Origin of the sequence: Pelotomaculum schinkii, assembly GCF_004369205.1 — a bacterium.
In the GTDB taxonomy this organism is placed as follows: domain Bacteria; phylum Bacillota; class Desulfotomaculia; order Desulfotomaculales; family Pelotomaculaceae; genus Pelotomaculum_C; species Pelotomaculum_C schinkii.
Map to the genome: position 1 here is coordinate 875,204 of NZ_QFGA01000001.1, position 24,241 is coordinate 899,444.

Annotated in this window: 26 protein-coding genes and 1 other annotated feature (1 of these 27 only partly in view); all 26 genes read right to left on the minus strand. The window is 51.7% G+C overall.

The window, feature by feature from the left end:
* Positions 1–127, minus strand: a binding site (T-box leader) (it extends 155 nt beyond the left edge of the window).
* Between the two features lie 76 nt (positions 128–203).
* Complete coding sequence (gene rsfS / locus Psch_RS04185) at positions 204–560, minus strand: ribosome silencing factor (RefSeq protein ID WP_134217696.1); 357 nt, start codon at positions 558–560, stop codon at positions 204–206.
* Between the two features lie 120 nt (positions 561–680).
* On the minus strand, positions 681–935 hold the full coding sequence (locus Psch_RS04190) for an RNA recognition motif domain-containing protein (protein WP_134217697.1): 255 nt from the start codon (positions 933–935) through the stop codon (positions 681–683).
* Between the two features lie 106 nt (positions 936–1,041).
* Positions 1,042–1,668 carry a nicotinate-nucleotide adenylyltransferase gene (nadD, locus tag Psch_RS04195; protein WP_190239231.1) on the minus strand — a complete coding sequence of 209 codons (627 nt, stop codon included), beginning with the start codon at positions 1,666–1,668 and terminating at the stop codon, positions 1,042–1,044.
* Positions 1,669–1,756: 88 nt separating this feature from the next.
* Positions 1,757–2,881 (minus strand): glutamate 5-kinase, encoded by a 1,125-nt coding sequence (gene proB, locus Psch_RS04200; protein WP_190239232.1) that lies wholly within the window; start codon positions 2,879–2,881, stop codon positions 1,757–1,759.
* 125 nt (positions 2,882–3,006) lie between these two features.
* The gene (gene obgE / locus Psch_RS04205) at positions 3,007–4,275 is read right to left on the minus strand and encodes a GTPase ObgE (RefSeq protein ID WP_190239233.1); all 1,269 of its coding nucleotides are present in this window, start codon (positions 4,273–4,275) and stop codon (positions 3,007–3,009) included.
* 20 nt (positions 4,276–4,295) lie between these two features.
* Positions 4,296–4,874 (minus strand): Spo0B domain-containing protein, encoded by a 579-nt coding sequence (locus tag Psch_RS04210; RefSeq protein WP_190239234.1) that lies wholly within the window; start codon positions 4,872–4,874, stop codon positions 4,296–4,298.
* A gap of 138 nt (positions 4,875–5,012) precedes the next feature.
* Positions 5,013–5,279 (minus strand): 50S ribosomal protein L27, encoded by a 267-nt coding sequence (gene rpmA, locus Psch_RS04215; RefSeq protein ID WP_190239235.1) that lies wholly within the window; start codon positions 5,277–5,279, stop codon positions 5,013–5,015.
* Positions 5,280–5,328: 49 nt separating this feature from the next.
* Entirely contained in the window at positions 5,329–5,640 is a 312-nt protein-coding gene (gene rplU / locus Psch_RS04220) for a 50S ribosomal protein L21 (protein WP_134217703.1), read from the minus strand.
* Positions 5,641–5,797: 157 nt separating this feature from the next.
* Positions 5,798–7,492: an Rne/Rng family ribonuclease gene (locus Psch_RS04225; RefSeq protein ID WP_190239236.1), complete on the minus strand. Its 1,695-nt coding sequence runs from the start codon at positions 7,490–7,492 to the stop codon at positions 5,798–5,800.
* A gap of 84 nt (positions 7,493–7,576) precedes the next feature.
* On the minus strand, positions 7,577–8,266 hold the full coding sequence (locus Psch_RS04230) for a TIGR03936 family radical SAM-associated protein (RefSeq protein WP_190239237.1): 690 nt from the start codon (positions 8,264–8,266) through the stop codon (positions 7,577–7,579).
* Between the two features lie 2 nt (positions 8,267–8,268).
* The gene (locus Psch_RS04235; RefSeq protein ID WP_190239238.1) at positions 8,269–10,113 is read right to left on the minus strand and encodes a TIGR03960 family B12-binding radical SAM protein; all 1,845 of its coding nucleotides are present in this window, start codon (positions 10,111–10,113) and stop codon (positions 8,269–8,271) included.
* A 422-nt stretch (positions 10,114–10,535) separates the two neighbouring features.
* The gene (locus Psch_RS04240) at positions 10,536–11,408 is read right to left on the minus strand and encodes a M50 family metallopeptidase (protein WP_190239239.1); all 873 of its coding nucleotides are present in this window, start codon (positions 11,406–11,408) and stop codon (positions 10,536–10,538) included.
* A gap of 23 nt (positions 11,409–11,431) precedes the next feature.
* Positions 11,432–12,172, minus strand: a complete 741-nt coding sequence (locus Psch_RS04245) for a M23 family metallopeptidase (RefSeq protein ID WP_190239240.1) — start codon at positions 12,170–12,172, stop codon at positions 11,432–11,434.
* A 432-nt stretch (positions 12,173–12,604) separates the two neighbouring features.
* A complete protein-coding gene (gene rodA / locus Psch_RS04250; RefSeq protein ID WP_190239241.1) occupies positions 12,605–13,786 on the minus strand; it encodes a rod shape-determining protein RodA in 1,182 nt (393 codons plus the stop codon).
* A 115-nt stretch (positions 13,787–13,901) separates the two neighbouring features.
* Complete coding sequence (minE, locus tag Psch_RS04255; RefSeq protein ID WP_190239242.1) at positions 13,902–14,174, minus strand: cell division topological specificity factor MinE; 273 nt, start codon at positions 14,172–14,174, stop codon at positions 13,902–13,904.
* Between the two features lie 19 nt (positions 14,175–14,193).
* Positions 14,194–14,988: a septum site-determining protein MinD gene (gene minD, locus Psch_RS04260; protein ID WP_134217711.1), complete on the minus strand. Its 795-nt coding sequence runs from the start codon at positions 14,986–14,988 to the stop codon at positions 14,194–14,196.
* Between the two features lie 93 nt (positions 14,989–15,081).
* Positions 15,082–15,489 (minus strand): septum site-determining protein MinC, encoded by a 408-nt coding sequence (gene minC / locus Psch_RS04265; RefSeq protein ID WP_243124031.1) that lies wholly within the window; start codon positions 15,487–15,489, stop codon positions 15,082–15,084.
* Positions 15,490–15,649: 160 nt separating this feature from the next.
* Positions 15,650–17,608 (minus strand): penicillin-binding protein 2, encoded by a 1,959-nt coding sequence (gene mrdA, locus Psch_RS04270; protein ID WP_190239244.1) that lies wholly within the window; start codon positions 17,606–17,608, stop codon positions 15,650–15,652.
* 118 nt (positions 17,609–17,726) lie between these two features.
* The gene (mreD, locus tag Psch_RS04275; RefSeq protein ID WP_190239245.1) at positions 17,727–18,218 is read right to left on the minus strand and encodes a rod shape-determining protein MreD; all 492 of its coding nucleotides are present in this window, start codon (positions 18,216–18,218) and stop codon (positions 17,727–17,729) included.
* A gap of 3 nt (positions 18,219–18,221) precedes the next feature.
* Positions 18,222–19,079, minus strand: a complete 858-nt coding sequence (mreC, locus tag Psch_RS04280; RefSeq protein ID WP_190239246.1) for a rod shape-determining protein MreC — start codon at positions 19,077–19,079, stop codon at positions 18,222–18,224.
* A 210-nt stretch (positions 19,080–19,289) separates the two neighbouring features.
* Entirely contained in the window at positions 19,290–20,321 is a 1,032-nt protein-coding gene (locus tag Psch_RS04285) for a rod shape-determining protein (protein WP_134217716.1), read from the minus strand.
* A gap of 23 nt (positions 20,322–20,344) precedes the next feature.
* On the minus strand, positions 20,345–21,043 hold the full coding sequence (gene radC, locus Psch_RS04290; protein WP_190239247.1) for a RadC family protein: 699 nt from the start codon (positions 21,041–21,043) through the stop codon (positions 20,345–20,347).
* A 51-nt stretch (positions 21,044–21,094) separates the two neighbouring features.
* On the minus strand, positions 21,095–21,673 hold the full coding sequence (locus Psch_RS04295) for a Maf family protein (RefSeq protein WP_190239248.1): 579 nt from the start codon (positions 21,671–21,673) through the stop codon (positions 21,095–21,097).
* 1 nt (position 21,674) lies between these two features.
* Positions 21,675–21,932 (minus strand): DUF4321 domain-containing protein, encoded by a 258-nt coding sequence (locus tag Psch_RS04300; protein ID WP_134217719.1) that lies wholly within the window; start codon positions 21,930–21,932, stop codon positions 21,675–21,677.
* A gap of 393 nt (positions 21,933–22,325) precedes the next feature.
* Positions 22,326–23,825, minus strand: a complete 1,500-nt coding sequence (locus Psch_RS04305) for an ISLre2 family transposase (protein ID WP_190238768.1) — start codon at positions 23,823–23,825, stop codon at positions 22,326–22,328.
* Between the two features lie 141 nt (positions 23,826–23,966).
* Positions 23,967–24,194, minus strand: coding sequence for a hypothetical protein (locus Psch_RS04310; RefSeq protein WP_190239249.1), 228 nt, complete (start codon positions 24,192–24,194; stop codon positions 23,967–23,969).
* Between the last annotated feature and the right edge of the window lie 47 nt (positions 24,195–24,241).

Genomic DNA, 24,241 nt, shown 5'->3' on the forward strand with positions numbered 1-24,241 from the left:
CGGCACGGAGTACTGCTTCCCCCGTGCGGCTCCTGGGCGAGTTCGCCAGCCTGACCCACCGCCTTGCACCATCCGGCGGCTCTCTGAATAAGTTGCGCTGCCTACTGCTCCCTATCATTGCCTTTCTAGTTAAACTGAGACTTATTGTAAGATACCCAAAACTTCTGTCAACATATAACTAACTATAATTAGCAGCCAGCTGTTTAAATATTTACCGGAACCCCTACCACCGGCGCGTCTCCCCAAAGGCGCTCAAGATTGTAGAACTGGCGAACAGCATCCTGAAAGATATGGACTACAACATCACCGAAGTCCAAAAGTACCCATTCACCTTCCCTGAAGCCCTCCCGGCGCTGGGCGGTGACCCCTTCTCTTTCCATTTTTTCCAGAATGTTCTCTGCGATGGCCTGCACCTGGGTCTTGGACCTGCCGCTGCAGATGATAAAATAATCAGCAATAACAGTGATTTTCCTGATATCAAGTACGGTCACGTCCCAAGATTTTTTTTCTTCCGCCGCCAGCACAGCAATATTCACCATTGCCTGTGGACTTAATAACAACGTCACTCCTCCTTGTTGGTGGGGGTATCTTCCAATACACCATAGTATTCTACTACGACAGGAAGTTTCCTGCTTCAATAAAAGGTTAAGAAAAAACCTCCTCTTGGGAGGTTTCTATTTCTACTGGTCGTCTCTTGCCTTGGCTTCATTGACGGTAATTACCCGCCCGCTTAGCTCAGTCCCGTTCATTGCTGCGATCATGGTCTCTGCATCTTCATCCCGGACTTCAACAAAGCCAAACCCGCGGGAGCGACCGGACTCACGATCAGTAATAACGCGACTGCTCAACACTTCACCGTGCGCAGAAAAAGCGTCAGCAAGATCTTCAGCTTTTGTCGCCCAAGGTAAATTGCCTACATATAGGGTTCGCGCCATTGACTAATCACCTCTTTCCCTTTAAGAAACTGTTTTTAATGAAGCTATTATTTGCAAAAGGGAATAACCTAATGCAATCTTAACCAGTCAAAGATTTTTCCATATTTCAATCCAGGTAAATATTATTGCTCGTTATATACGTCTCAACTGGTTCGGGAAGAAGGTACTTAATCGGCTTTCCCTTGCGTACGCGCTGCCGTATATCGGTGGAAGATATGGCCAGGGCAGGTACTTCCATGTAAAAAATATTATTTTTAAGACCCTGCGGCAAGGCTCCTATTTTCTTCCATATCTCTCCCTGTTTATAACCAGGCCGGGTGGCTGCTATAAATCGACAAATTGATAAGAGTCTTTCGACCTTTTTCCAGTTAAGTATTTCCGCAACTGCATCGGCCCCAGTTATAAAAAAAATCTGGGCGCCAGGATAAAGGCGGGATATCTCCTGAACGGTATCAATAGTGTAGGTCGGGCCTGGACGCTCTATTTCGATAGGCGACTCTTCGAAAAATGGATTCGTGGCCACGGCCAGTCTGGTCATCTCATACCGGCGCCAGGCTTGAGTTCGTTTAAAATTTGGCTTATGAGGGGGCTGACCGGCCGGGATGAAAATGACCTTTTCCAGATCGTATTCATACCTGGCGCCCTCCGCGGTCACCAGATGCCCATAATGAATGGGATCAAAGGTGCCCCCCATAATGCCAAGCCGGGATATTTGTTTTGGCTCTTTACTCATAAAGCAATTGTAACGTCTGATCTGGAGAAAAGCAAGTAAAATGTAGAAACAACTTACATGTTAGACTCGTTAACCATATATATGAATATTACAGTTCCAGAGCCAGGTTGTTCCGGTGAATAACTTCATCAAAATCCTTGTGCCCCAGGATGCGTGCTATGTCCCTGGTCTGCGCCCCTTTAATCCGTTCAATATCTTCCGAGGAGTAGGAAACGATGCCCCTGGCTATCTCTGTGCCGTCCGGTCCGGCGATAACTACCGTGTTGCCTATATCAAAAGAGCCTTCCACTCTGGTTATGCCGGATGGCAGCAGGCTTTTACCCTGTTTAGCCAGCGCCCGGGCGGCTCCCTCATCAACGAATATCTTACCGCAAATTGAGGAACTGAAAGCTATCCAACGCTTTTTGTTTTCCATTTTATTGGCGCAAGGCCAAAAAACGGTACCCACCGCCTCTCCCTCAATAACCCGACGGATGATATTTTTTTCCTCCATATTGGTTATAACCGTGACAGTACCGGAATGCATGGCAATCCTGGCGGCCTGAATTTTGGTAGCCATCCCGCCGGTTCCCAGTTTGGAGCCTGCGCCACCGGACAAGGCCTCAATTTCAGGAGTCATTTCCGTTACGTCCCGGATCAGTTGGGCGCTTTTCTCTTTGCGCGGATCCGCAGTAAAAAGTCCATCTATGTCAGACAGCAAAACCAGTAGTTCGGCGTCGATCAGGGTGGCCACCAGGGCCGACAGGTTATCGTTATCACCCAGCTTGATCTCATCCACCGCCACTGTATCGTTCTCGTTGATGACGGGGATGACCCCGAACTGGAGCATCGCGTGCAGGGAGTTCCTGGCGTTTAAAAAGCGCTTGCGGTCGGAAAAATCCTCGCGGGTTAACAGTACTTGACCCACGGTGACCCCGTACTCGGCAAACAGCTTTTCATAAATATGCATCAGGACACCCTGACCAACTGCGGCGGCCGCCTGTTTCTCCGGGATGGTCCTGGGGCGCCCCGGCAGGCCGAGCTTGCCTGCTCCCGTTCCGATGGCCCCCGAAGTGACCAAAATTATTTCTTTGCCCATATTATAGAGGTCCGCCAACTGCCTGACCAGGCTTTCAATCTTAAAAAGGTTGGGCTTGCCGGTGGCATGAGCAACAGAACTGGTGCCCACTTTAACCACGATCCGCTTGAAAACCTGAAAATTACGTTTACCCATGCACTACACCCGTATCATTCAAAATTAACCTGGAAAAAGTATACCATACCCATATTCACGAACAAAGTTCAAAAACCTAAAGGAAGCAAGGGGGCGGACAGAAAATTGCTCGAAAAGGCGCCGGCTCATTCGACATATTCAAATTCAAAATCTCCGATTTTAACCGTGTCGCCCTCTTTTATGCCGGCCTCCTTAAGGGCGTCATCGATACCCATGCGCTTGAAGATCCACTGCAGGCGCTCGACCGCCTCATCGTTTTCCAGGTCGGTCATGGCCACGTGGCGTTTGATTTCCTTGCCGCCTACCAGAAAGATCCCTTCCTCACGTGATATGCTGAAACGCGGTTCGGCACGGTGGACGACATGCTCCGCCGTTTCTTCCTCAGGGGGAGTTATACCGGGAAGGTCTTCCAGCAGCGCGGCTACTTTGTAAATTAAAGGGCCAAGCCCGCTGCCGGTCGCCGCCGAGATGGGAAAGATCTCATAGTCATTGCCATAGGCTTCCTTAAGCCTTGTCAAGTTTTCCGCAGCTTCAGGCAGGTCCATTTTATTGGCGACAATAACCTGTGGCCTGGACCCGATCACAGGATTGTACAAGATTAGTTCGCGGTTGGTTACCTTAAAATCCTCCACCGGATCCCGTCCCTCGCTACCCGCGGTATCCAGCACATGGATCAAGAGCCTGGTGCGTTCCACGTGACGCAGAAACTCATGTCCCAGGCCGGCGCCTGCGTGAGCGCCTTTTATAAGGCCCGGAATGTCGGCCATAACAAAACTGCGCCCGTCATCGACCCGTACCACACCCAGGTTGGGCGTAACCGTGGTAAAGGGGTAGTTGGCTATCTTCGGTTTAGCTGCGGATACCTGCGAAATCAGAGTTGATTTACCCGCGTTGGGGAAGCCCACCAAACCAACATCCGCCAGAAGCTTGAGTTCCAGACTGAGCCAGCGTTCCTCACCCGGCTCGCCTTTTTCCGCCAGTTTGGGAGCCTTGTTGTTGGGAGTGGCGAAGTGGGCGTTGCCCCTGCCACCGCGACCGCCGCGGGCTACTACCACCTGCTGGCCATTTCTGACCAGGTCCGCGATCAATTCGCCCGTGTCATCATCCCTGATTACCGTTCCGACCGGCAACCTGACCACCAGGTCGTCAGCAGAAAGCCCGTACCTGTTTTTGCCTTCGCCGTGCTTGCCCCGTTGTGCCTTATAGTGGCGCTTGTAACGGAAGTCCACCAGGGTGCGCAGTCCTTCATCGGCCTGGAACACAATATCCCCGCCCCGGCCCCCGTCACCGCCCCACGGGCCGCCTTCCGGTACGTATTTTTCCCGCCGCATGGCGACACAGCCGTTTCCTCCGTCGCCGCCCTTGACAAAAATCCTTGCTTTATCAAAAAACATGTATATCACCCGTTCATATTTTAACCAATTTTATTAAGCCCTTGACGGGGCAATGTAAAAAAGATCTCAATGCCGTTATTGGCCACGGCCAGATTCAATCTCCCCCCATACGGGCTGAGAAGTTCCCCGGCCGGTATAAGCGCGGTCTCGAAACGGCTGAGATCAGCCAAAAGGGGTTCCGGGAAAAGCAACCGGCAAGTGTACTTCCTCTCACTTTCACCAAGGACCACTTCGATGCGCCTATCCACAATTTCAGGCGCCGACATCGTCTCAAAAGCGCTCCTGAGGCAGAGTTCCAGCACCTCCCCTACTACCGGTCCCGGGACTGCGCTCTCCGACAGGTCAGAAGTTATATTGAGCACAAGCTCTATCTGGTACATGGCGGCATCGTTGATGGCAATTATCAGGGCAGCGGTCAGCTCCGGTATGGCCACCCTGGCCGTCTTACTGTACTGGGCTATCTCTACGCAAACCTGATTCAGGTAGTCCATAACCCGGTCTACCTTATTCATCTGCAACAGCCCGGAAATAACTTGAAGATGATTTAAAAAATCATGCCTTTGCACCTGAATAGCGTCTAAGAGCTTTTCCAGATTCAAATCGTAGCCTCCTTAAATGTTTCCCAAAGCACTTTTTTGACGATTGCCAAATGGTGACATATACATTCTACGAAACATTCTTTAAACCCTTCAAAAAAATAAGCGGTCCGCTGGAGGACCGCTGTTCTTCAATGCATTTTATACAATTTCCTCGACCTTATTAATACTGACAACCTTCTTATCACGGCCTTTTCTTTCAAAACTGACCACACCGTCTACCTTTGCAAACAGGGTGTCGTCCCCACCTTTGCCGACGTTTAAGCCCGGGTGTATTCTGGTGCCGCGCTGGCGGACTAAAATATTGCCGGCCAAAACAAACTGGCCGTCTGCCCGCTTCACGCCGAGCATTTTGGGCTGGGAGTCGCGTCCGTTCCGGGAACTACCTACACCTTTCTTATGTGCCAATGCAATTCACCTCTCTTTTCAAATACTTTAAATTCTATCGAAAGGCCAATCAAGCTTCAATTTTTTCAACAGTCACCTGGGTGAACGCCTGGCGATGGCCCTGTTTGCGACGGTAATTCTTCTTAGCCTTATACTTGAAGACTATAATTTTCTTACCCCTGCCGTGGCGAACCACTTTTAAAACTACCCTGGCTCCATCCACAAGCGGAGAACCGATTTTCACGCTATCGCCGTCGACCAGCGCCAGAACACGGTCTATTTCAACCGTTTCATCAGGTTGGGCGGGCAGCTTCTCAATATAGAGGGTGTCACCCTCGCTCACCCGGTACTGCTTGCCGCCTGTTTCGATAATCGCGTACATTAAACTAAAAACCCCCTTATATTTCGGGACTCGCCGGGGATGGTAGGGACTTAAACCAGCAGTCCCGTTTTTAAACCTGTCCCGTGCGGTTACCGCATAGTAAAAACGCCTACAATTTAATATTTTAACACACCGGGAGGTTTTGTCAAGAATTCAATCAGATTTTGACCGGGCGCGCCTTAGCATAGGTCCGGTAGACCTTGCTGACTTCAACAGGTATGGTCTCACCAACCAGGGTCCCGGCGCCCTCGATGTCCAGGATAAAACCGTTAACCCTGGCAATACCGTCGTTGGTATTGGAAACATGAGGTTCTTCCACCTTGACTTCCAGTACTTCACCGGGCTTAACCGGGAAGTTGTGCGCCTGGATGCCCTCGTTGTCCTGCAGCGGACGGATAGCCACCGACTCAATATGCTGGTTGGTCGAACCCCGGATATAGAGGTTTTTGCCGGTCTTGCTTTCCAGGTCGCGCAAATTGGCTCCACCGCTGCCAATCAGCCGCGCCGCAACCACGGGGTTGGCCTCCACCAGGATGGTCTGGGCCGTGGTCTGGCGGGCCATATTGTAAATTTGGTTCTTGTAGTGGATCCCCAGGGTCTCCTCGGAAAGCACCCTTCCTCTGCCATCGCAATAAGGACAGTGCTTCTGTAAAACTTCCGACAGGCTGGGACGAACCTTCTTACGGGTCATTTCCACCAGCCCCAGTTGGGTAATGCCCAAAATATTGGTTTTAGTTTTATCACGTTTAATCTCTGCTTCAAGCGCCTGCAGCACCTCCTGCTGGTGACTTTCCTCGGTCATGTCAATAAAGTCAACGATAACAATGCCACCAATGTTGCGCAGGCGCAGCTGCCTGCTGATTTCACGGGCGGCTTCCAGATTGGTCTTCACTACCGTGTCTTCAAGGTTGGTGGTACCCACATACTTCCCGGTGTTGACGTCAATGGCGGTCAGCGCCTCGGACTGGTCTATCACCAGGTACCCACCGCTTTTAAGCCAGACCTTACGCTTTAACGCCTTCTCTATTTCCTGCTCAATACCATATTCCTCAAAAATATTTTCCCGCTCGTCAAGAAAAACTTTCAGCTTCAGGCGGGGACCCGTGATGTCCAAAAGGTCCAGCACTTTTTCATACTCGTAGCGGGAGTCCAGGGTAAGGCGATCGACGTCCTCGGTAAAAATGTCTCTAAGAATCCGCTGGACCAATTCCAGGTCGCGGTGAACCAGGTTTGGTACGGGTCCGTACGCAGCCCTGCTGAGAATTTTGCGCCACAGTTTGGTCAGCAGGTTAATGTCCTGGCGCAGTTCTTCCTCCTCCACCCCTTCCGCCACAGTACGGACGATTAAGCCCATACCTTCCGGCTTAACCCTGGCGGCAAGATCCTTCAGCCGCTCACGCTCCTTGTCGGACTCGATCCGGCGTGAAATACCGATGTAATCCACTGTGGGCATCAGCACCAGGTAACGTCCGGGCAGGGTAATATGGATAGTCACACGTGGTCCCTTGGTACCGATTGGCTCCTTGACGATCTGTACCAGAGTTTCCTGCCCCTGCTTTAAAATATCACATATGTTGGCGCTCCCAAGAGCCGAACCGCTCATCCCGTTGGTTTCCGGCGTGCGTGCGGGCAGGGCGTCCTCAACGTATAAAAAGGCATTTTTTTCCAATCCTATATTAACAAAGGCCGCCTGCATGCCGGGCAGCACATTCTCCACCCGGCCTTTAAAGATATTGCCTACCAGGCGCTGGTTAATCGCCCTTTCAATATATACTTCAACAGGGACTCGATCTTCCAGTACGGCGACCCTGGTTTCCTCTTCGGCAACATTAACGACAATTTCCCTAAACATAAAAATCCTTTCTCCTCTATAAATACGTCAAGATACTTCTAAAACACCCGATAGGTTATATTTTTATTTATTAGGTACAGCACCTTACCACAGCGTTTTATTATCTTTGTCTACCGCGCTAAAAAGGCAGGTCCTGTACAGCACATATTTTCCCTCTATTGGTAGTTCGCTGCTTGTTGAAAAAGCCTCCACCACCTCCTCAAACCTAATATTATCACGGCTTCCGGTTTTTAACTCGGTTTCAATTATTATTATATCATTATCCAACCTGCCCGACATGGCAAAAATGCCTGGCCTGATATCGTAAACTCTATTTTCCCCCGCCTTGTTTTTTCTCTGGACCAGTATCTCGGACCGGCCAAGAAAGGCTTCTATAGCCCGGTCCAAAGCACCTTGGCTAACCGCGCTTTTGAGCCTGGCCTCGCCCCGGTAGGTAGCACGCTCAACCATAGACATCAGGGCGGGCGCCCGCTCCCCAAGCCTTCTCACCTCAACCAGGCGCAAGCCTTCCGGCAGTGTCCCGGACAAGTCTCTCTGGATGGAGGACACAGGTACCTCCCTGACCAGCTCAAGGTCCGCATACTCTGCTTCCCCCGCCGTTCCCACCGCCAGAGGGGCCGCGAAGGCTATTTTGGGATGGGGGTTGAAGCCGCTGGTAAAGGCTATGGGCAACCCGGCCCTCCTTGCCGCCCGCTCAAAAGTCCTCAACAAATCCAGGTGGGAGATATAGCGGGCAGGCCCTTCCTTGGCATACATCATACGGTACACAGGCATATTTATACCCCCCCCGCCAAACTGGGTTTGGCCTCCAGATCTGGACACAGCCCGCAGCCTGGACAGTCTCCTGTCCGGCAGTCTACAGTGGTCACACCCGACAGGGCCCGGCGATGCTCTTCCGCCAGGTAGCGCCTGGAAACACCGCTGTTGATATGGTCCCAGGGCAGAGGGCCTTCATAATCATAGCGGCGGCCTGCGTACCAGGCCGGCTCAAGGCCGGACAAGCGGAAGGCTTCCAGCCAGCGTTCCAAATTGAAATACTCCGACCACCCGTCAAACTTGCAGCCCAACTCCAGGGCATGGATTAAAACTGTTTCCAGCCGGCGATCCCCCCTGGCAAAAACCGCCTCCATGAAGCTTAGCCCGGCGTCATGGTAGTTGAAGACAAGGCCGCGCTCCTTCAAGCGGACGGCCAGATAATCCTGTTTCCTTTTAAGCTCGGCAAGGGTATCCTGGGGCTCCCACTGGAAAGGCGTGTGCGCCTTGGGGACGAAAGATGAAACGCTTACCGTAACCCTCAGCTTGTTGCGCGGTACACGCGCTTTGCGGCCAAGGTCAAGCACTTCTTTGGCCAGCCGGACAATGCCGTCCAAGTCCTCGTCTGTTTCCGTAGGCAGGCCGATCATAAAATATAGTTTGATCGCGCGCCAGCCTTCCCTGAAAGCCGCGGCGGTGGTTTCAAGCAGGTCTTCTTCGGTAACACCTTTATTGATGACGTCCCGCAGCCGCTGGGTACCGGCCTCGGGAGCAAAGGTCAGCGAGGAGCGCCGCACCCGCTGCACCTCCTTGGCCAGTTCCACCGAAAAGTTATCCACCCGCAGGGAAGGAAGCGATACCCCCACCCCACGTTGAGCGTGTTGATCAAGAAGGGATTTAATAACCTTGCTGACCGGTGTATAGTCGCTGGTGCTGAGAGAGGTCAGAGAAATCTCGTCGTACCCGGTGCTCTCCACCAGTGCGGCGGCCTGTTCCAACACGGTCGAAGGCTTTTTTTCACGCACCGGACGGTTGAGCATGCCGGCCTGGCAAAAACGGCATCCTCTGGTGCAGCCCCGCAGCACCTCCAGCATAATCCGGTCATGCACCACCTCGGTGGAAGGGACCAGCGGCCGCCTGGGAAAAGGCGCCTGATCAAAATCCCGCACTATTCTTTTGGTAACCCTGGCAGGCACACCTTCCTGTACCGGTTTCACCTTTGACACAGCTCCATCTGTCCGGTATTCGACCCGGTACAACCCCGGCGCATACACACCCGGAAGCCTTGACGCCTCAAGCAAAAAGTCCCGGCGTGGAAGAGCCCTTTGCTTTCCCTTTCGAACACTGTCCAGCAATTCACTGATTAACTCCTCCCCCTCGCCTATGGCGAAGAGGTCGATAAAAGCAGCCATTGGCTCCGGGTTGAAGGCACAAGGCCCCCCGGCTATCACCAAAGGGCATTTTTCGTCCCGCTCCGTGGATTTCAGGGGAATACCCGACAGATCCAGCATATTAAGCACATTGGTAAAGGACATCTCGTACTGCAGGGTAAATGCCACCACATCGAAGTCCCCCACCGGCCGGCGGGATTCCAGGCTGAATAAGGGGAGATTGTACTCCCGCATTTTTTCTTCCATATCAGGCCAGGGCGCAAAGACTCTTTCCATTAAGGTATCCACGCGCCGGTTTACAATCTCATAAAAAATTTGAAGCCCCAGGTAGGACATACCCACCTCGTAGACATCGGGAAAAGCAAAAGCCACCCTTAAGTCCACATCGCTCCACTCCTTGTGGACTGCATTCCATTCCCCCCCGGCGTAACGGGCGGGTTTTTTTACCAGGGGCAGTATCTGATCAAGCACATCCATATACTCTATATCTCCTAAGCTCTCCGGCATTCCTTTTCCGAGCGGGTCAAACAATACTCTACCAATAGTATAACCAAAAAAAGCCGGAAGAATATTCCGGTACAGGTTATTCTACAACCAGTCAATAAAAACCTGCATCCAAAATAAGAGGCAGGTCTGGCGTTAGAAGTAAGGGGACAGCTATCATGCTACCTGAGAACAAACCGCAACCTAACAGTCGTAAGGCGTAAGGCGTAAGGCGTAGGGCGTAGATTATACTGCTTTTCTATTGGGTTTTTTAAACCCGGAGAATATTATCATACCCACGTCCCACGACAATTTTTACGCCTTACGCCCTACGCCCTACGACCAAAATCTAACCTGCTTTTAACACGGTACAATGAATGGCATTCAGCAACTTTATGTAAATAAAACCACAATTACTATTTGAGTAGTCTGCCGACAGGGCTATCTATGCCGTCTTTAAGCAGGGCGTCAACAATCTGGGCCTCGCTGACCACACCGCGATACTGATAATCTTTATCCACAAGAAGGACCAGGTGAAAGCGCTTGGGGACGAACAACCGGATGATATCTCCCAATCGGACTGTATCAAACGAAACCAGCGGCTCGCCCGGCAACACGCCGGCCGAGGCCAGTTCCTTTTTTTTCTGGGCCAGGTGCCTGATAAAATGGTATGAAGCCAGGGACTTTTCATTTGTAGCGGCATAAAGGAGGAAAAGGCCGGTTACCATTATATCGAGCCCGGACATTCCCGCAGCCAGCCCCGCGGTTCCACCCAGCACGATGGCCGCGCCCCAGAACTGCCCCCACCTTGCGGCCCGGTAAGTCGCCTTTTTAAAGCCTATGCGCCTGGCCAGGTAAGCCCGGTAAACCCTCCCGCCGTCAAGGGGAAGCGCCGGAAGCAGGTTAAAGGCAGCCACCATCAGGTTGCACTGAAGGAAGAAAGGGCCGAGGTCGTTGTCCCACAACCCATTGTTTTTCAGTGCGGCGCCCAGTCCAAACAGCAGCAGGTTGGTGGCAGGGCCGACAGCAGCCACGTATACTTCTCTGGAAGGATCGAACACTACCTCACCGCCGATGCGGCTTACACCGCCGAAGGGCAATAGTTCAACATCGGAAACATTGACTCCAAACCAACGGGCCGCCGCTATATGGGCCATTTCATGGAGCAGTACCACGGCAAAGGCAATCAGCCCCTTACCCAGCACCCCGGCTATAAAAAACAGCCCCAGAAGGGCCAAAAAACCATTGTTGAGGTTGATATTCACGCCATTTATGCGGCCGACTTTCAAAGAAAAATCCCCTTCCTCTTTACCTAAAACTGCAACCTGGTTAACGGATCAATGAGCTTATTGTTTTCCCTCATTTCAAAATGCAGTCCCCCTCCGGGGATATCACCGGCAGTTCCCACCTCACCTATGACCTGCCCGGCCTGGACAGACTGTCCTTCCTCCACCGTCAACCGCGCCAGTTCACCGTAGAAGGAAAAAGAACCCTGTGCGTGTTCGATCAAGATATACTTGCCTAATTCAGGGCTGTCTCCCAGCCGCTGTACCGTACCGTCCTGTACCGCTCTCACCGGGCTGCCCACCGGCGCGGCAATGTCAATCCCCGAGTGAAAACGCTCCATGTTGTCAATGGGATCCGTAACCATACCATAGCCACGCACCACCTGGCCGGAGACCGGAACCTGCAGGCTTTCCGGCGCAGCGGTCAGACCGTTTTTAGAAATAACAGGCTGGGGGTTGCTGAGCAAAGGCCAGTCAGTACTGGCTATTTCCAGACCAAACTGGACCACCCTGTCAAATACAGGCTGGTAATTCCATTCCGTGGTCAGGACACCCTTGAGGGTTTCCCTGGCTTCAACACCCCAGGGGTTGGCGGTTTCTTTGAGAGCGAGGAAGACTACCAGGATTAGCAGCGCTGCAAAAATCCTGAACAGGCCATGGCTTTTATAGATCACACGCTTTGGCTTCTTCCAGTGAGGAGGCCGGTAGGTGGACATAAGGTCCTCCGGCTTGAATGCTCCGCTTGGCTTAATACCTGTACCTTTCAAAGTATATCCCCCCGTGAAGGCTTGTCTGATAAAGTATATTTCCTTATATAGGAAATATGACAGTCCTTCTCATAAAAATAGAGCCCGAAGGCTCAGAAGATAGCGCACAAAAATTAATATGTTATTATACACCTACCGCAACGAAGCGGCAGTGCATGAACACCATCGATTGGTCGCGATAGACCGATCGTTTCAGGGAGTTGCCGGCGCCGTTAGCACGGCGCCGCGATCATGAAAACATCAGGCGATGCAAGTACGGTTTCAGTCCTGCCAGCGCCGCACTTGCGGCAACTTAATGTTACATTTGTGCAAATAAATTTGCACTTTTTTTGGAATTCGCACTGTGAGCTGAACAGCTGTACGGCTATCTTCAGAGAAAAGGAAGCAAAAGAACCGTCCCCCTGCTTCCAAAGAACCGTCCCCCTGCTTCCGTTAAAATACAATCTTCTGCCTTCGCATGTTGATATTGAGAAGAATACCGAGAGCCGCCAGGTTGGTTATCATATTGCTTCCACCGTAGCTGAACATCGGTAATGGTATACCGGTGACCGGCATAATCCCGGCGGTCATACCCACGTTAACCAGGACGTGGAAAGTAAGCATGGAGACCACGCCGACCGCCAACAAGAATCCGAAATTATCCTTGGCGTTGATGGCGATGTAGATACACCTGTAGATCAACACAAAGAACAAAAAGAGGAGAAATATCGCCCCGGCAAAACCCAGTTCTTCCCCCACCACTGAAAAAATAAAGTCTGTTTCCTGGATCGGTAGAAAGTTCCCGTGCGTCTGGCTGCCGTTAAACAGGCCTCGCCCGAACAACCCGCCCTGGCCAATGGCAATTTGGGACTGAATGATATGGTAGCCGTCTCCATGCCAGTCCTGCCAGGGATTGACAAAAATAATCAGGCGTTTTAACTGGTATTCTTTTAAAGGTATCCAGAGATTAAAACCACTGTGGGCTTCCAACCAAAAATGAGCCCAGATCCACAGGGTAGCCAGGGCCAACCCCCCCAGGAGCAAACCGATTAACAGTGAAGGCCGCGCTCCCGCCGCAAAAAGCATACCAAACATGATGGCCATAAACACCAGGGAAGTACCCAAATCCGGCTGTTTCAAAATAAACAGCAGGGGTACGCCGATAAAGGCAAAGCAGGGCAAAAGGTCCTTGAAGCTGTTTAACCTGCCCTGTCGCGAATTCAAAAAAGCAGCAAAACAAATGATAATAATTAGCTTTGAAAATTCCGAAGGTTGAAAGCGGAAAGGGCCAATTTCTATCCAGCGCTGCGCTCCCAGAGCCGAATCGCCAACAAAAAGCACCGCGCCCAGCATGATCAGGTTAAGGATATAAAGGGCTTTGGTGTGCTTGGCCAGGTCCTCGTAATGGATATACAGCGCCATCGCCATGGCCACAAAACCAAGGACGATGTTGATAAATTGTTTTTTGACAGATGCGAAGGCATCGGCGCTATTGTTCACACCTTCAACCACCGGCAGGACTTCGGTAGGTTTGGTGGCGCTATAAATAATCACCAGGCTGAAAAGGATGATCGTGGTGACCGTCAATAACAGGGTGTAGTCTACTTTTTTTAGCAGTCTGCTTTGTGTGAACATAGTTGACACACTTTCTAATATTTTTAAACATACTTACTATATTATATTACACTGTTTTACATAAAAAAAGCCCGTTATATGGATAACGGACTGGTATTAATTCACTACCGGAAAATTAATAAGCTGTACCAGTTCTTTTCATGCCAACCACAGGAATATTGGCTACCAGCGCCACTGTATTGCCGCTGGAGTCCAGGCTGACCTCCAGGCCGCTCTCATCGATGTCCATGTAGTTGGAGATAACCTGGATCAACTCGGACCTTAAAGTCTCAAGCAACTGGGGTGATATGCTGCTCCGGTCGTGAACCAGAACCAGGCGCAGCCTCTCCTTGGCCACGTGCTTGCTTCCGCTATCCCTCCCAAAGACCTTTTTCAGTAAATCCAGCACTTTAAGCGCCCCCTTCCTGCTACTTCAGGCCGATTATTTTCTTCAATTTTTTAAAGAAGCCGCTTTCTTCATCGAGGTTCATCATCGGCACTTCATCGCCTGCAACACGGCGGACTATATTCTGGTAGGCCTGTCCCGCCCGGGTGTTTTGGTCAGTAACCACAGGCTCGCCACGGTTGGTGGTTATGACGATCATCTCGTCTTCCGGAATGACCCCCAAAAGGTCCACCGCAAGAATATCAATGATGTCTTCAATGCCCATCATGTCTCCTTGCCTGACCATTTTAGGCCGGATGCGGTTGATGATTAACTTCGGTTCGCGCAAATCCGCAGCTTCCAGAAGGCCGATAATACGGTCTGCATCCCGCACCGCCGATACCTCGGGGGTGGTCACCACCACGGCCTTGTCAGCTCCGGCTATGGCATTGCGAAAACCCTGCTCTATACCCGCCGGGCAGTCGATGATGATAAAATCAAAATCGCTTTTTAAGTCCTCGCAGAGTTGACGCATCTGGTCAGGGCTAACCGCGGTCTTATCTTTGGTTTGAGCCGCCGGCAAAAGGTGCAGCCCTTCCAGGCGCTTGTCTTTGATCAGGGCCTGCTTAAGGCGGCAGCTGCCGCTGGTGACGTCCACAATATCATATACGATTCTATTCTCCAGACCCAGGACCACATCCAGGTTTCTCAGGCCGATATCGGTATCGACTAGCGCCACCTTATAGCCCAAAGCTGCCAGGCCTGTGCCGATATTGGCCGTGGTGGTGGTTTTGCCCACTCCGCCCTTACCGGAAGTAATAACGATTACTTCACCCATTCGTAAAGCTCCCCCTCTATTAAGTGGTAACACGCCGTAATAAAGAAAATATGGCTCCCTTAGACGACTGATAATTTAAGACTCGTGGACACTTTAGATAGCCTTCCCCTGACGCTCTCCACCGGTCTGGAAAGCTTCAATGGTGACAACCCCATCCTTGATCCGGGCTATCTCCGGCAAATCCATATCCACTGTTTCGTTATCCGGCGGGCGGGTAATGTGATTGGCAATCCTCAATTGCGTCGGGTTCAGACGGAAGGCCATCACTACTGCTGTTTCGTCGCCGTTGGCCCCGGCATGCACCACACCCCTCAGGGCGCCCATAACGATTATATTGCCGGTTGCCGCCACTTCGGCACCCGGATTGACATCCCCAAGGATAACCACATTGCCGCTGTAACGGACACTCTGGCCGGAACGCAGGGTGCGCTGGACCAAAATCGTATTCTCGTCAACCAGATTATCATCGGTCTGGCTGCCCTGACCAAAACCCGAAAGGATATCTCCCTGGGCGCTCCCCTTTAAATAGGCCACAGTTATCTCCTCCATAAACAGCAACTATCAGTTTATTCTACGGGAGGCAACCAAATCCTTCTAAGGAAAGAAAAACGTTTTGTGACAAATTCCCATAATTAGTGAGGATAAAACGGGTCAGATTTCATTATTCGGGACTATTTATCGTTTTTTGTCCAGGTATGGGCAATCCCAAGTAGGCCGCCAGCATAGCCTCGGCCACCGGCCCGCCAATGGTCCCGCCGTGACCGGCGTATTCGATCACCACCGCTACGGCAATCTCCGGTTTATCATAGGGGGCAAAGGCTACAAAAAGGGCGTGGGAGTCGTGATTGAGCACCTCGGCGGTACCCGTTTTAGCGGCAACCGGGGGGAAACCGTTAAAGAAGCCATACGCGGTCCCGTCAGGCGGCAAGGTCACCTCGAGCATACCCTGCTTTACCGCTGCCATAGCCTCCGGTGAGACGCTTACACGTCCCAGCTCAACCGGATTGTTTTCCTGAATAAGCCTGCCGTCCGGGCTGACCACCCTTTGTACCAGGTACGGCTTATAACGGGTGCCTCCGTTGGCCAGGGTTGCAATATAATTGGCCAGTTCCAGCGGCGTGTAGCGGTTGTCGCCCTGCCCAATGGAGGAAATGATGGTGTCATAGTCATGCCAGTCCAGTTCCCACCAAACTGCCTGCAATTCAGCCGACCGTTTGCTCATAAGTTCCTTGCGCTGGGCTTCGTCCGTGGTTTTGCCAAGCAAGTCATCATAACGCTGTTGAATCTCTCTAACCTTTTTTGTATCTTCTGCGCTTAAATAGGGGATTCTTTGCTCGATCTTGGCGACCGGACCAGGCACTACACCGCTTTCTTCGCCGGGCAGCTCGATCCCTGTCTTTTCACCCAGACCGAATTCCCTGGCCACACGGGCAATGTCATCGATGCCAAGCCTCAGGCCCAATTGATAAAAATAGGTATCGCAGGAAACCTTGATCGCCTTGACCAGGTTTACAGTGCCGTGGCCATCCAGTTTCCAGTCATTAAAAGCCCTGCCCCAGAAAAAGTAGCCGGGGTCGGAGATGGTTGACTCAAGGGTGGTCTTTCCAGTATCTAAGCCGGCCATGGCTACCACCATCTTAAAGGTTGAACCCGGCGCGTAGGCCAGCAGCGCCCGGTTTAGCATGGGCTTCCAGGGCGAGTTGAAGATTTCATCGGATTCTTTTTGGGTTAACACCCCGGATAATTTGACCGGATCGTAGCTTGGGTAGCTGGCCATCGCCAGCACTGCGCCGCTGTTCACATCCAGGGCCACCGCCGCGCCGGCGCGCGCTTCGCCATAGCCCTGACTGACAGCCAGCTTGGAGCTCCTGTCCAGGGCTTCTTCCGCTGCCTTTTGCACCCGCTGGTCGATGGTGAGGACCAGGTTGTTGCCCGGCACCGGCTCCTTGACCCCGAGGTCCCTAACCGGCCGGGCCTTTGAATCAACCTCTACCTGCCTGCCCCCGTCCTGCCCGCGCAGGTACTTTTCATAGGTATATTCCAGGCCGGACTGGCCGAAGGGATCCCCCATCTTGTAACCTTCGCTCTGGTGCGCCGCCAACTGTTCCGGGTTGATCTGCCGCACATAACCCATCACATGGGCCAGGATGCTGCCGCTGGGGTATTGCCGCTGGGGCTCTATATCAATTACGACCCCGGGGAGTTCCAGCCGCTGCTCCTCAATTCTGGTTACAATTTCCGGGGATACCCTGGTTGCAATCTTTACCGGCTCATAGAGCTGCTTTTGATCCGCGATCTTTTCTTCAATTTCCGTAGGGTTTATACCCATTATGGAGGCCAGCCTGGATACGACATCACCGGTGCTTTCACCGGCAAGGTTGACCAGGGAAACTGTATAGACAGGTTCATTGCCCACCAGTTTCACCCCATAGCGATCAAACACCTCTCCCCTGGGAGCTGTTATGTTGGTCAGTCTCATCCGGTTTTCTCTGGCCAGGGTTGAGAATTTATCGTTTTGGATTAGCTGCATGTAAAACAATCTAGATGTAAGCAGGGCAAAGATAGCGCAGACAACCACCAGGAAGACCTGCATTTTCCTCTCCATCAATTTTCTTTCCATATAATGTCCCTCATTTCCAGATAAGAGGTGATATCAAGTAACATGAAGGAAGATCAAACTTAAGAGGCGGATAATTCGTACCTGCATTTTTGTGGTATCTCTATGCGCACGAACGCCGTTAAAAATCTTTGCTGCGCACCTGTAAGTAACGAAAGATGCGACCAAATACGAAAGGAGCCAAAAGTGAAGTATAAACCGCTGTAGGCAGCGCCAACCTCAACAAAGCATAGTATGGAGACACGTGCAAGTCCAGGTAAAAAAGCAAAAGGTAGTTCACCAGCAGGCCGGCGCCGGCAGAAAAAAAGGTTACACCGGTGGCAACCATTATATTCTCTTTGTAAAGTCGTTCTCCGGCCACCCCGGCCAGGTAACCCGCGGCCATCTTGGATATAGCGTTAAGACCGATGTACTCCCCTAAAAAGAGGTCCTCAACTATGCCACTGATATAACCCAAAAAAGCCCCCTCCCTGGGACCCAAGAGGAAGCCGTTGAGTACTACAATAAGCATGACCAGGTCGGGTTTTACCCCCGCCACAGACACAACTTCCAGCACCGAAGTCTGCAGGAGCAATGTTGCCAGCAACAAGATCAGCAAAAAAGGAAGCGGCATTTCCTAACCTCCTCCCGCCGGAGGAGTACCGGCCTCGGGGTATACCTTGGTAACGATCAACACCTCTTCCAGCTGGTTCATACCGGCAAAGAGGCGAATATCCGCACTTTTAAACAGGCCTGCAGACTCTATACTGACACTGGCAATCTGACCTATGGGTATACCTTTGGGGAAAATACTGCCAAGTCCGGATGTCACCACAACCTGTCCCTCTTCAACCTGCGCGTCATTGGGTATATGAATGATGCGGGCGGTTCCGGAACTGCCGACTGTCCCTTCAACAATGCCGGGGGTACGGGTTTCCTGTATAAGTGAACCCACTCCGCTGCGCGGGTCAGTTATTAGTAAAACCTCACAATTTGCGTTGGTAACCGTTATAACCCTGCCCACCAACCCCTGCGGGGTCAGGACAGTCATGTTTTCGTGCACGCCATCACGGCTGCCCCGGTTCAGCGTTACGGTAGCAAACCAGTTACCCGGGTCTCTGGCAATTACCGAAGCAACCAGCAGGTCGTACTGTTGGACCATCACCTGCTTATAGTTTAGCAGGTCGGTCAGCCTCTGGTTTTCAGCCTTATATTCATTCAACTGGATAATCTCGCTCTGCAGGCGTTCTACCTCCTGCTCCAGGGCTTGGCTGCGCTCGGCGGCCCCGTACAAAGAAACAGGCAGGGAAACAACTTGACGGGCCTGCCTGCTGAGCCAGGTTAAGCCGGACTGTGCCGGCGCTAGAACATCCCTGAATTTAGAACCCAGAGGTGTGAGCCGGGCCGGCTCAGGGATGGTAACATGTATGGCCGCCAGAGTGACCGCCACCAGGACGACAAGGAAAAACAGCCTCTTGGCAGTAACCCAACCCACCCCATTGCTCACTCCCAACAATACTTAATGATTTGTAACAAACAAGCAAATCTCTGTGCGAATGAATTCGTACCCACATTTATTGGGTATTGCTTAAGTATGCCGGGCACTATCTCCCGGGCCACGAGCAGTACCAGCAGTTATCTTAATCTTTGACCCTAAAGGAATACGGAATATACCGACGTCAGACATCTGACGACCGACGACTGATTACGCCAGCTTTTTAGGCTGGATCAACACTTTGCGCAGGACGTCGATGTTTTCCAGGACTCGCCCGGCCCCGTAAGCCACGGCCAGGAGAGGTTCGTCCGCCAGATGTACCGGCATGCCGGTCTGCTCACTGACCAGGTGATCCAGTCCCCTTAAGAGCGAGCCGCCACCGGCCATAACGATGCCGCGATCCATAATGTCGGCGGCCAGTTCCGGGGGGGTCTGCTCAAGAGTTGCCTTGATCGACTCGATGATACTGGACACAGGCTCGGAGAGAGCCTTATAGATTTCCTCAGAAGTTATTGAGACTGTTTTGGGCAGCCCGGTAACCAGGTCACGGCCCCTAACTTCTTCTGTTTCAACGGTTTGAATGGGGTAAGCCGTGCCGATTTGCATTTTTATCTGTTCTGCCGTGCGCTCACCGATCATCAGGTTGTAGGTTCTCTTGACATGATTGATAATGGCTTCATCCATTTCATCGCTGGCAATGCGTATGCTTCGACTGGTTACGATGCCGCCAAGAGAAATAACAGCTACCTCTGTAGTACCCCCGCCGATATCTACAATCATGTTGCCGGTGGGCTCGTGCACGGGCAGTCCCGAGCCTATGGCGGCAGCCATCGGTTCCTCTATCAGGTAAGCCTCCCTGGCGCCGGCCTGTAAAGCCGCCTCGCGCACCGCCCTTTCCTCTACGGCGGTTACACCGGAGGGAACCCCTACAACCACTCGCGGCCGGACCAGGAAAGTGCGGCTACGCAGTGATTTGTTAATGAAATACTTGATCATGCTCTGGGTAACATCAAAATCAGCAATGACACCATCCCTGAGCGGTCTGATAGCAATGATGTTGCCCGGGGTACGGCCAATCATCCGTTTTGCCTCTTCACCTACGGCCAATACCTGACCGCTGTCCTTTTGGATGGCTACCACCGACGGCTCTCTGATTACAATTCCTCTTCCCTTGACATACACCAGGGAATTAGCGGTACCTAAATCCATCCCCATATCTTTTGAAAACAGACCGACGCGCATGTTCCGGCCCCTCTCGTAAAATATTACTCTATTAGCCCCTTGGCCTTGAAACTGGTAAACCTATTATCTCCAATAATAATGTGGTCTAGGACATCTATGCCCACAATCTTTCCCGCCTCCCTCAGCCTGCCGGTAATAGCCAAATCCTCCCGGCTGGGCGCAGGGTCGCCGCTGGGGTGATTGTGCACCAAAATGATAGATGCGGCGCTTCTCTTGATCGCGTTGCGAAATAGCTCCCTGGGGTGAACGGTGGAACAGTTAAGTGTACCAACTGAAACTTTGTCCACACCGATGACCTGATTTCTGGTGTTGAGCAGCAGAGCTCTAAAATGCTCCCGGTCAAGACGGCGCATTTCCTCCATAACCAGGCCGGCTGCGTCATCCGGCGAGGTAATCACCGGGCGCGGCTGGTCTGTTAACTGAGACAGCCTCCTGGCCAGTTCCAAAGAAGCCTTAATCGTGCAGGCTTTGGCAAGACCGACTCCCTTAACCCCACTTAACTCTTCTACCGTAGCGTCCCCCAGCAAACGGAGGCTGTGAAAGCGGGATATAACCAGGGAAGCCAGTTCCAGAGCGGTGGCTTCGCGGGAACCAGTCGCCAGAAGGATGGCCAGCAACTCAATATCTGACAGGACCTCGACCCCTTCCTTCAACAGCCTCTCCCGGGGGCGGGTATCCTCGGGAAGCTCTTTCAGGGTAAGCCGGTATGTAACGGAAACCATAGGCAACCGCTCCCCATAACAATACGAAGGTACCTACAATTTTAGGTGGTATTAAAGAACTTCATAGCCTATCTGTTTCAGCATTTTTGCCAGCCTGGCCAGAGGCAGGCCAACCACGTTGGTATAGCATCCTTCCAGACGGTTGATAAAGAGAGCCGCCAAACCCTGAACACCATACGCTCCAGCTTTATCCAAAGGTTCACCGGTGGCTACGTAACGAGAGATTTCTTCTTCTGTCAGGGAATTAAAAAATACACGTGTCAGCTCATGCCCTACCAACGTTTCGCGTGAGGCGGCGTTCACCAGGGCAACTCCAGTATAGACCTCGTGACCGCTTCCCTGCAGGAGACTTAACATAGCAGCCGCTTCCTGCGGCCCGGAAGGTTTGCCGAGGATCCGGCCGTCCTGAACAACCACAGTGTCGGCGCCGATGACGATCCCGTTGTTCAACCCGGCGGCAACAGCGTTCGCCTTTCTTAAAGCGAGCAGCTCGACCAGTTCGTACGGGGCCAAGCCGGGGGCGGGGGTTTCATCAACCTCACTGACCATGATGTTGAACTCCAGCCCGGCTTGCTTCAAAAGGTCCGCACGGCGGGGCGATGATGAAGCAAGCACAATTTTAGCGTCCATCTTACAATTTGCGGTAGACAATGTAGCCTAAGATCATCCCCAGGGCGGTCAGCGGCCCGAGAGCAAAAGTAAACCCAAAGGTCAGGTTGAAAAACTGCAGGTCCAGGGTAGAGGGCTTTAAACCTACCTGTGTGGTCGAATTCAGCCACGGGAGGGACGGCGCCAGGGCATTGCCAAGGGCCCCGCCACTCAACCCACCCACCAGCAGCAGCAGGACAAGGACCCAGACACTTCCCGTATTTTTTATGCTTCTAGCCATAAAAATACCCCCGGATCAAAAAAAAGAGCTCGAATAAGCACATACTTCTATAACAGTTTATCATTTCAAGTATTTAATGACAAGCTATGGTCGATATTTGATGCTGTCAAGTTAAAGTGGGTCGTATCCGATAATTTCCAATGCAACTCAACCAGGTTATAAATTTGACACGATATAGATTGCAAAAAATTTAAAACACGGTGGCGGCGGCCTTGACTGCCACCCCCACGCATGGTCTGATAAAACATGCCGACGGGGTGGCTCCGGGAACATGTCTACAAAGATAGCGAACCCGTCGTTTCTCCCATTATACCATGCGTGTGGCCCCCGGCAGTCAAGGCTACCCTGACGGCGCCGCCCAAAAAAAGCCTCAGGGATTCACCAAAAACATGTCTAAAAAATCCAATCTAAAGTGAGACGGCTAATTAGTAATGCCAGTTCCCGGCTTTTCTGATTGGGTCCATAAGCTGCCGGCAAGGATGCCCGTACCCAATCCCCAGGATCTTTTGCAGCCAGGCCATCTGTTTGTCTTCTGGCCCAATAGCCGTCCTGAACTCGTACCGGCTCACTCTCTGGAGTAGGCGGCCCTGGCAGGCGAAGAATATCTATAAGATTACCGTTTCTTTTTGCACAACGAACATGGGCGAGATTGTCAGATCCGTTTACCGACCAGGAAGCCCCCTGATGTTTAAACCGACGGGCAATGGTATGCCCCACATTGGGTTCGATAACTCCCAATCCCCGGGCCGGGGAAGGGCAGGGACGGTTTCTTTCCCGCCAGTCGGTAATCCCTTCCCAAACGCTATTGATTAGGCTTTGGAAAGCTCTTAGTTTTTCTTTTCTGGTTTCGTTTGGTTCTTCAATGATCAACGTCCTTAAAAACATATTGAAAGCGGCCCGGCTGTTCGTGTCGTTCGTATAGAGGATTTTCTCGAGTTTTTTTCTGTGCTGGGGGTTAAACAGGCTAATAAGATCCCTTTTTAAGTGGAACCGGCAGTATTGATATTCGGCCCCTAAAAGATCGGCTCCTTCCCGGATCCAGTCGGCTCCGTCCCCGGCAATAATTTTTCTTGGGCAGCCGTCAAGATCGTAGAGCCGGCTTAAACGCCGTTCTAAGGCGCCCCAAAATTCTTCTCCTTTTCCGTGGTAAATGAAGTAAGTGGGGTTGATCAGTTTTGCTCTGCCATTCGGACCTTCTTCCCACCCTTCATAAACTACCGCTGTTTTTAACTCAAAGCGTCTCTGCTCACTTCTTTTGTGCCGGCGCTGTTGTTTGATCATCGCTCCGTCTACTTCGACAACCAATAAAGGGACAACACGGATACCGGTACCGTCTAAGCCAGTTTCCCCATCCCATTTCTTGAGGTGTTCACCGGCTACTTGGACATCCCGATGGATGGTCTCGTGGCTGATGCTCACCCCCAAAGTGGTCTTTAAGGTTTCTTTTGCCTTCCTGTAGGTTTGTTCGGCGGCAAGCATTACGGCTATTTCGCTCAACCGGGCAGAGACATGCGCTCTTGCTGGTATACCCAGCAGTTCGTCCAGCAAAAAGGTGTAAGCGTAAGCTCCGCTTAAAGTGCGCTTTTTGTAGTAGCGTCTTGGGTAGCTGAGCACCCCCAGGGTGGTTTCGAGGCTTCGCTCCCTTATTTCAACTACTTCCCAACCCTCCCGTTCGGCCGAGTAAAGTATGAGCCGATCAAGGTGTTCTAAAAATGCAGTCAGCATCTGAATCAAGTAGTCTCTGGCAATGGTAAATAGTTCTTTTTCTAAAGTATTGAAATTTGTCTTTCCGGCAAGTACACTGTTAAGTAAAGTACTCACTCTTTTCTCTTGCAGCCAGGAACTTTCTTTCAGATAGTCTTGGGCTGCTTGGATTTGGGGTGATGTATTCACTAGAAGAAACCTCCTTTGTCGGTTTGGCTTACTTGCATTGGAGGTTTTCTTCTTTTCTCCGTGGAAAAACTCCTTGTCTTTTCGCCTGGAGATTACTGGTGATCACCCACAGTTATTTTACAGCTACTCGATATTTTAAAATCAGGTCAGCATACTCTCTATAAATTGGGTGACCGGCTTAAAAACCGCATCTATTCCTTTGGTGGGATTGGGCACAGGCAGCTTCAATGCCTGCCCGAAGCTGAGGACCATACCTATGAGCAGCAGCACGCTGAAAGCAGCCAGTTCCCGCCACATTTTCTTTTTCACCAGGCCAGGCGCTTCAAAAGCAATTATGGCAATAAATGCCAGGATAAGTAAAACTATCATCTTAAAGCCTCCGTGTTTTCATGTTTTTTGTAAAGCGCCAAAGCTTT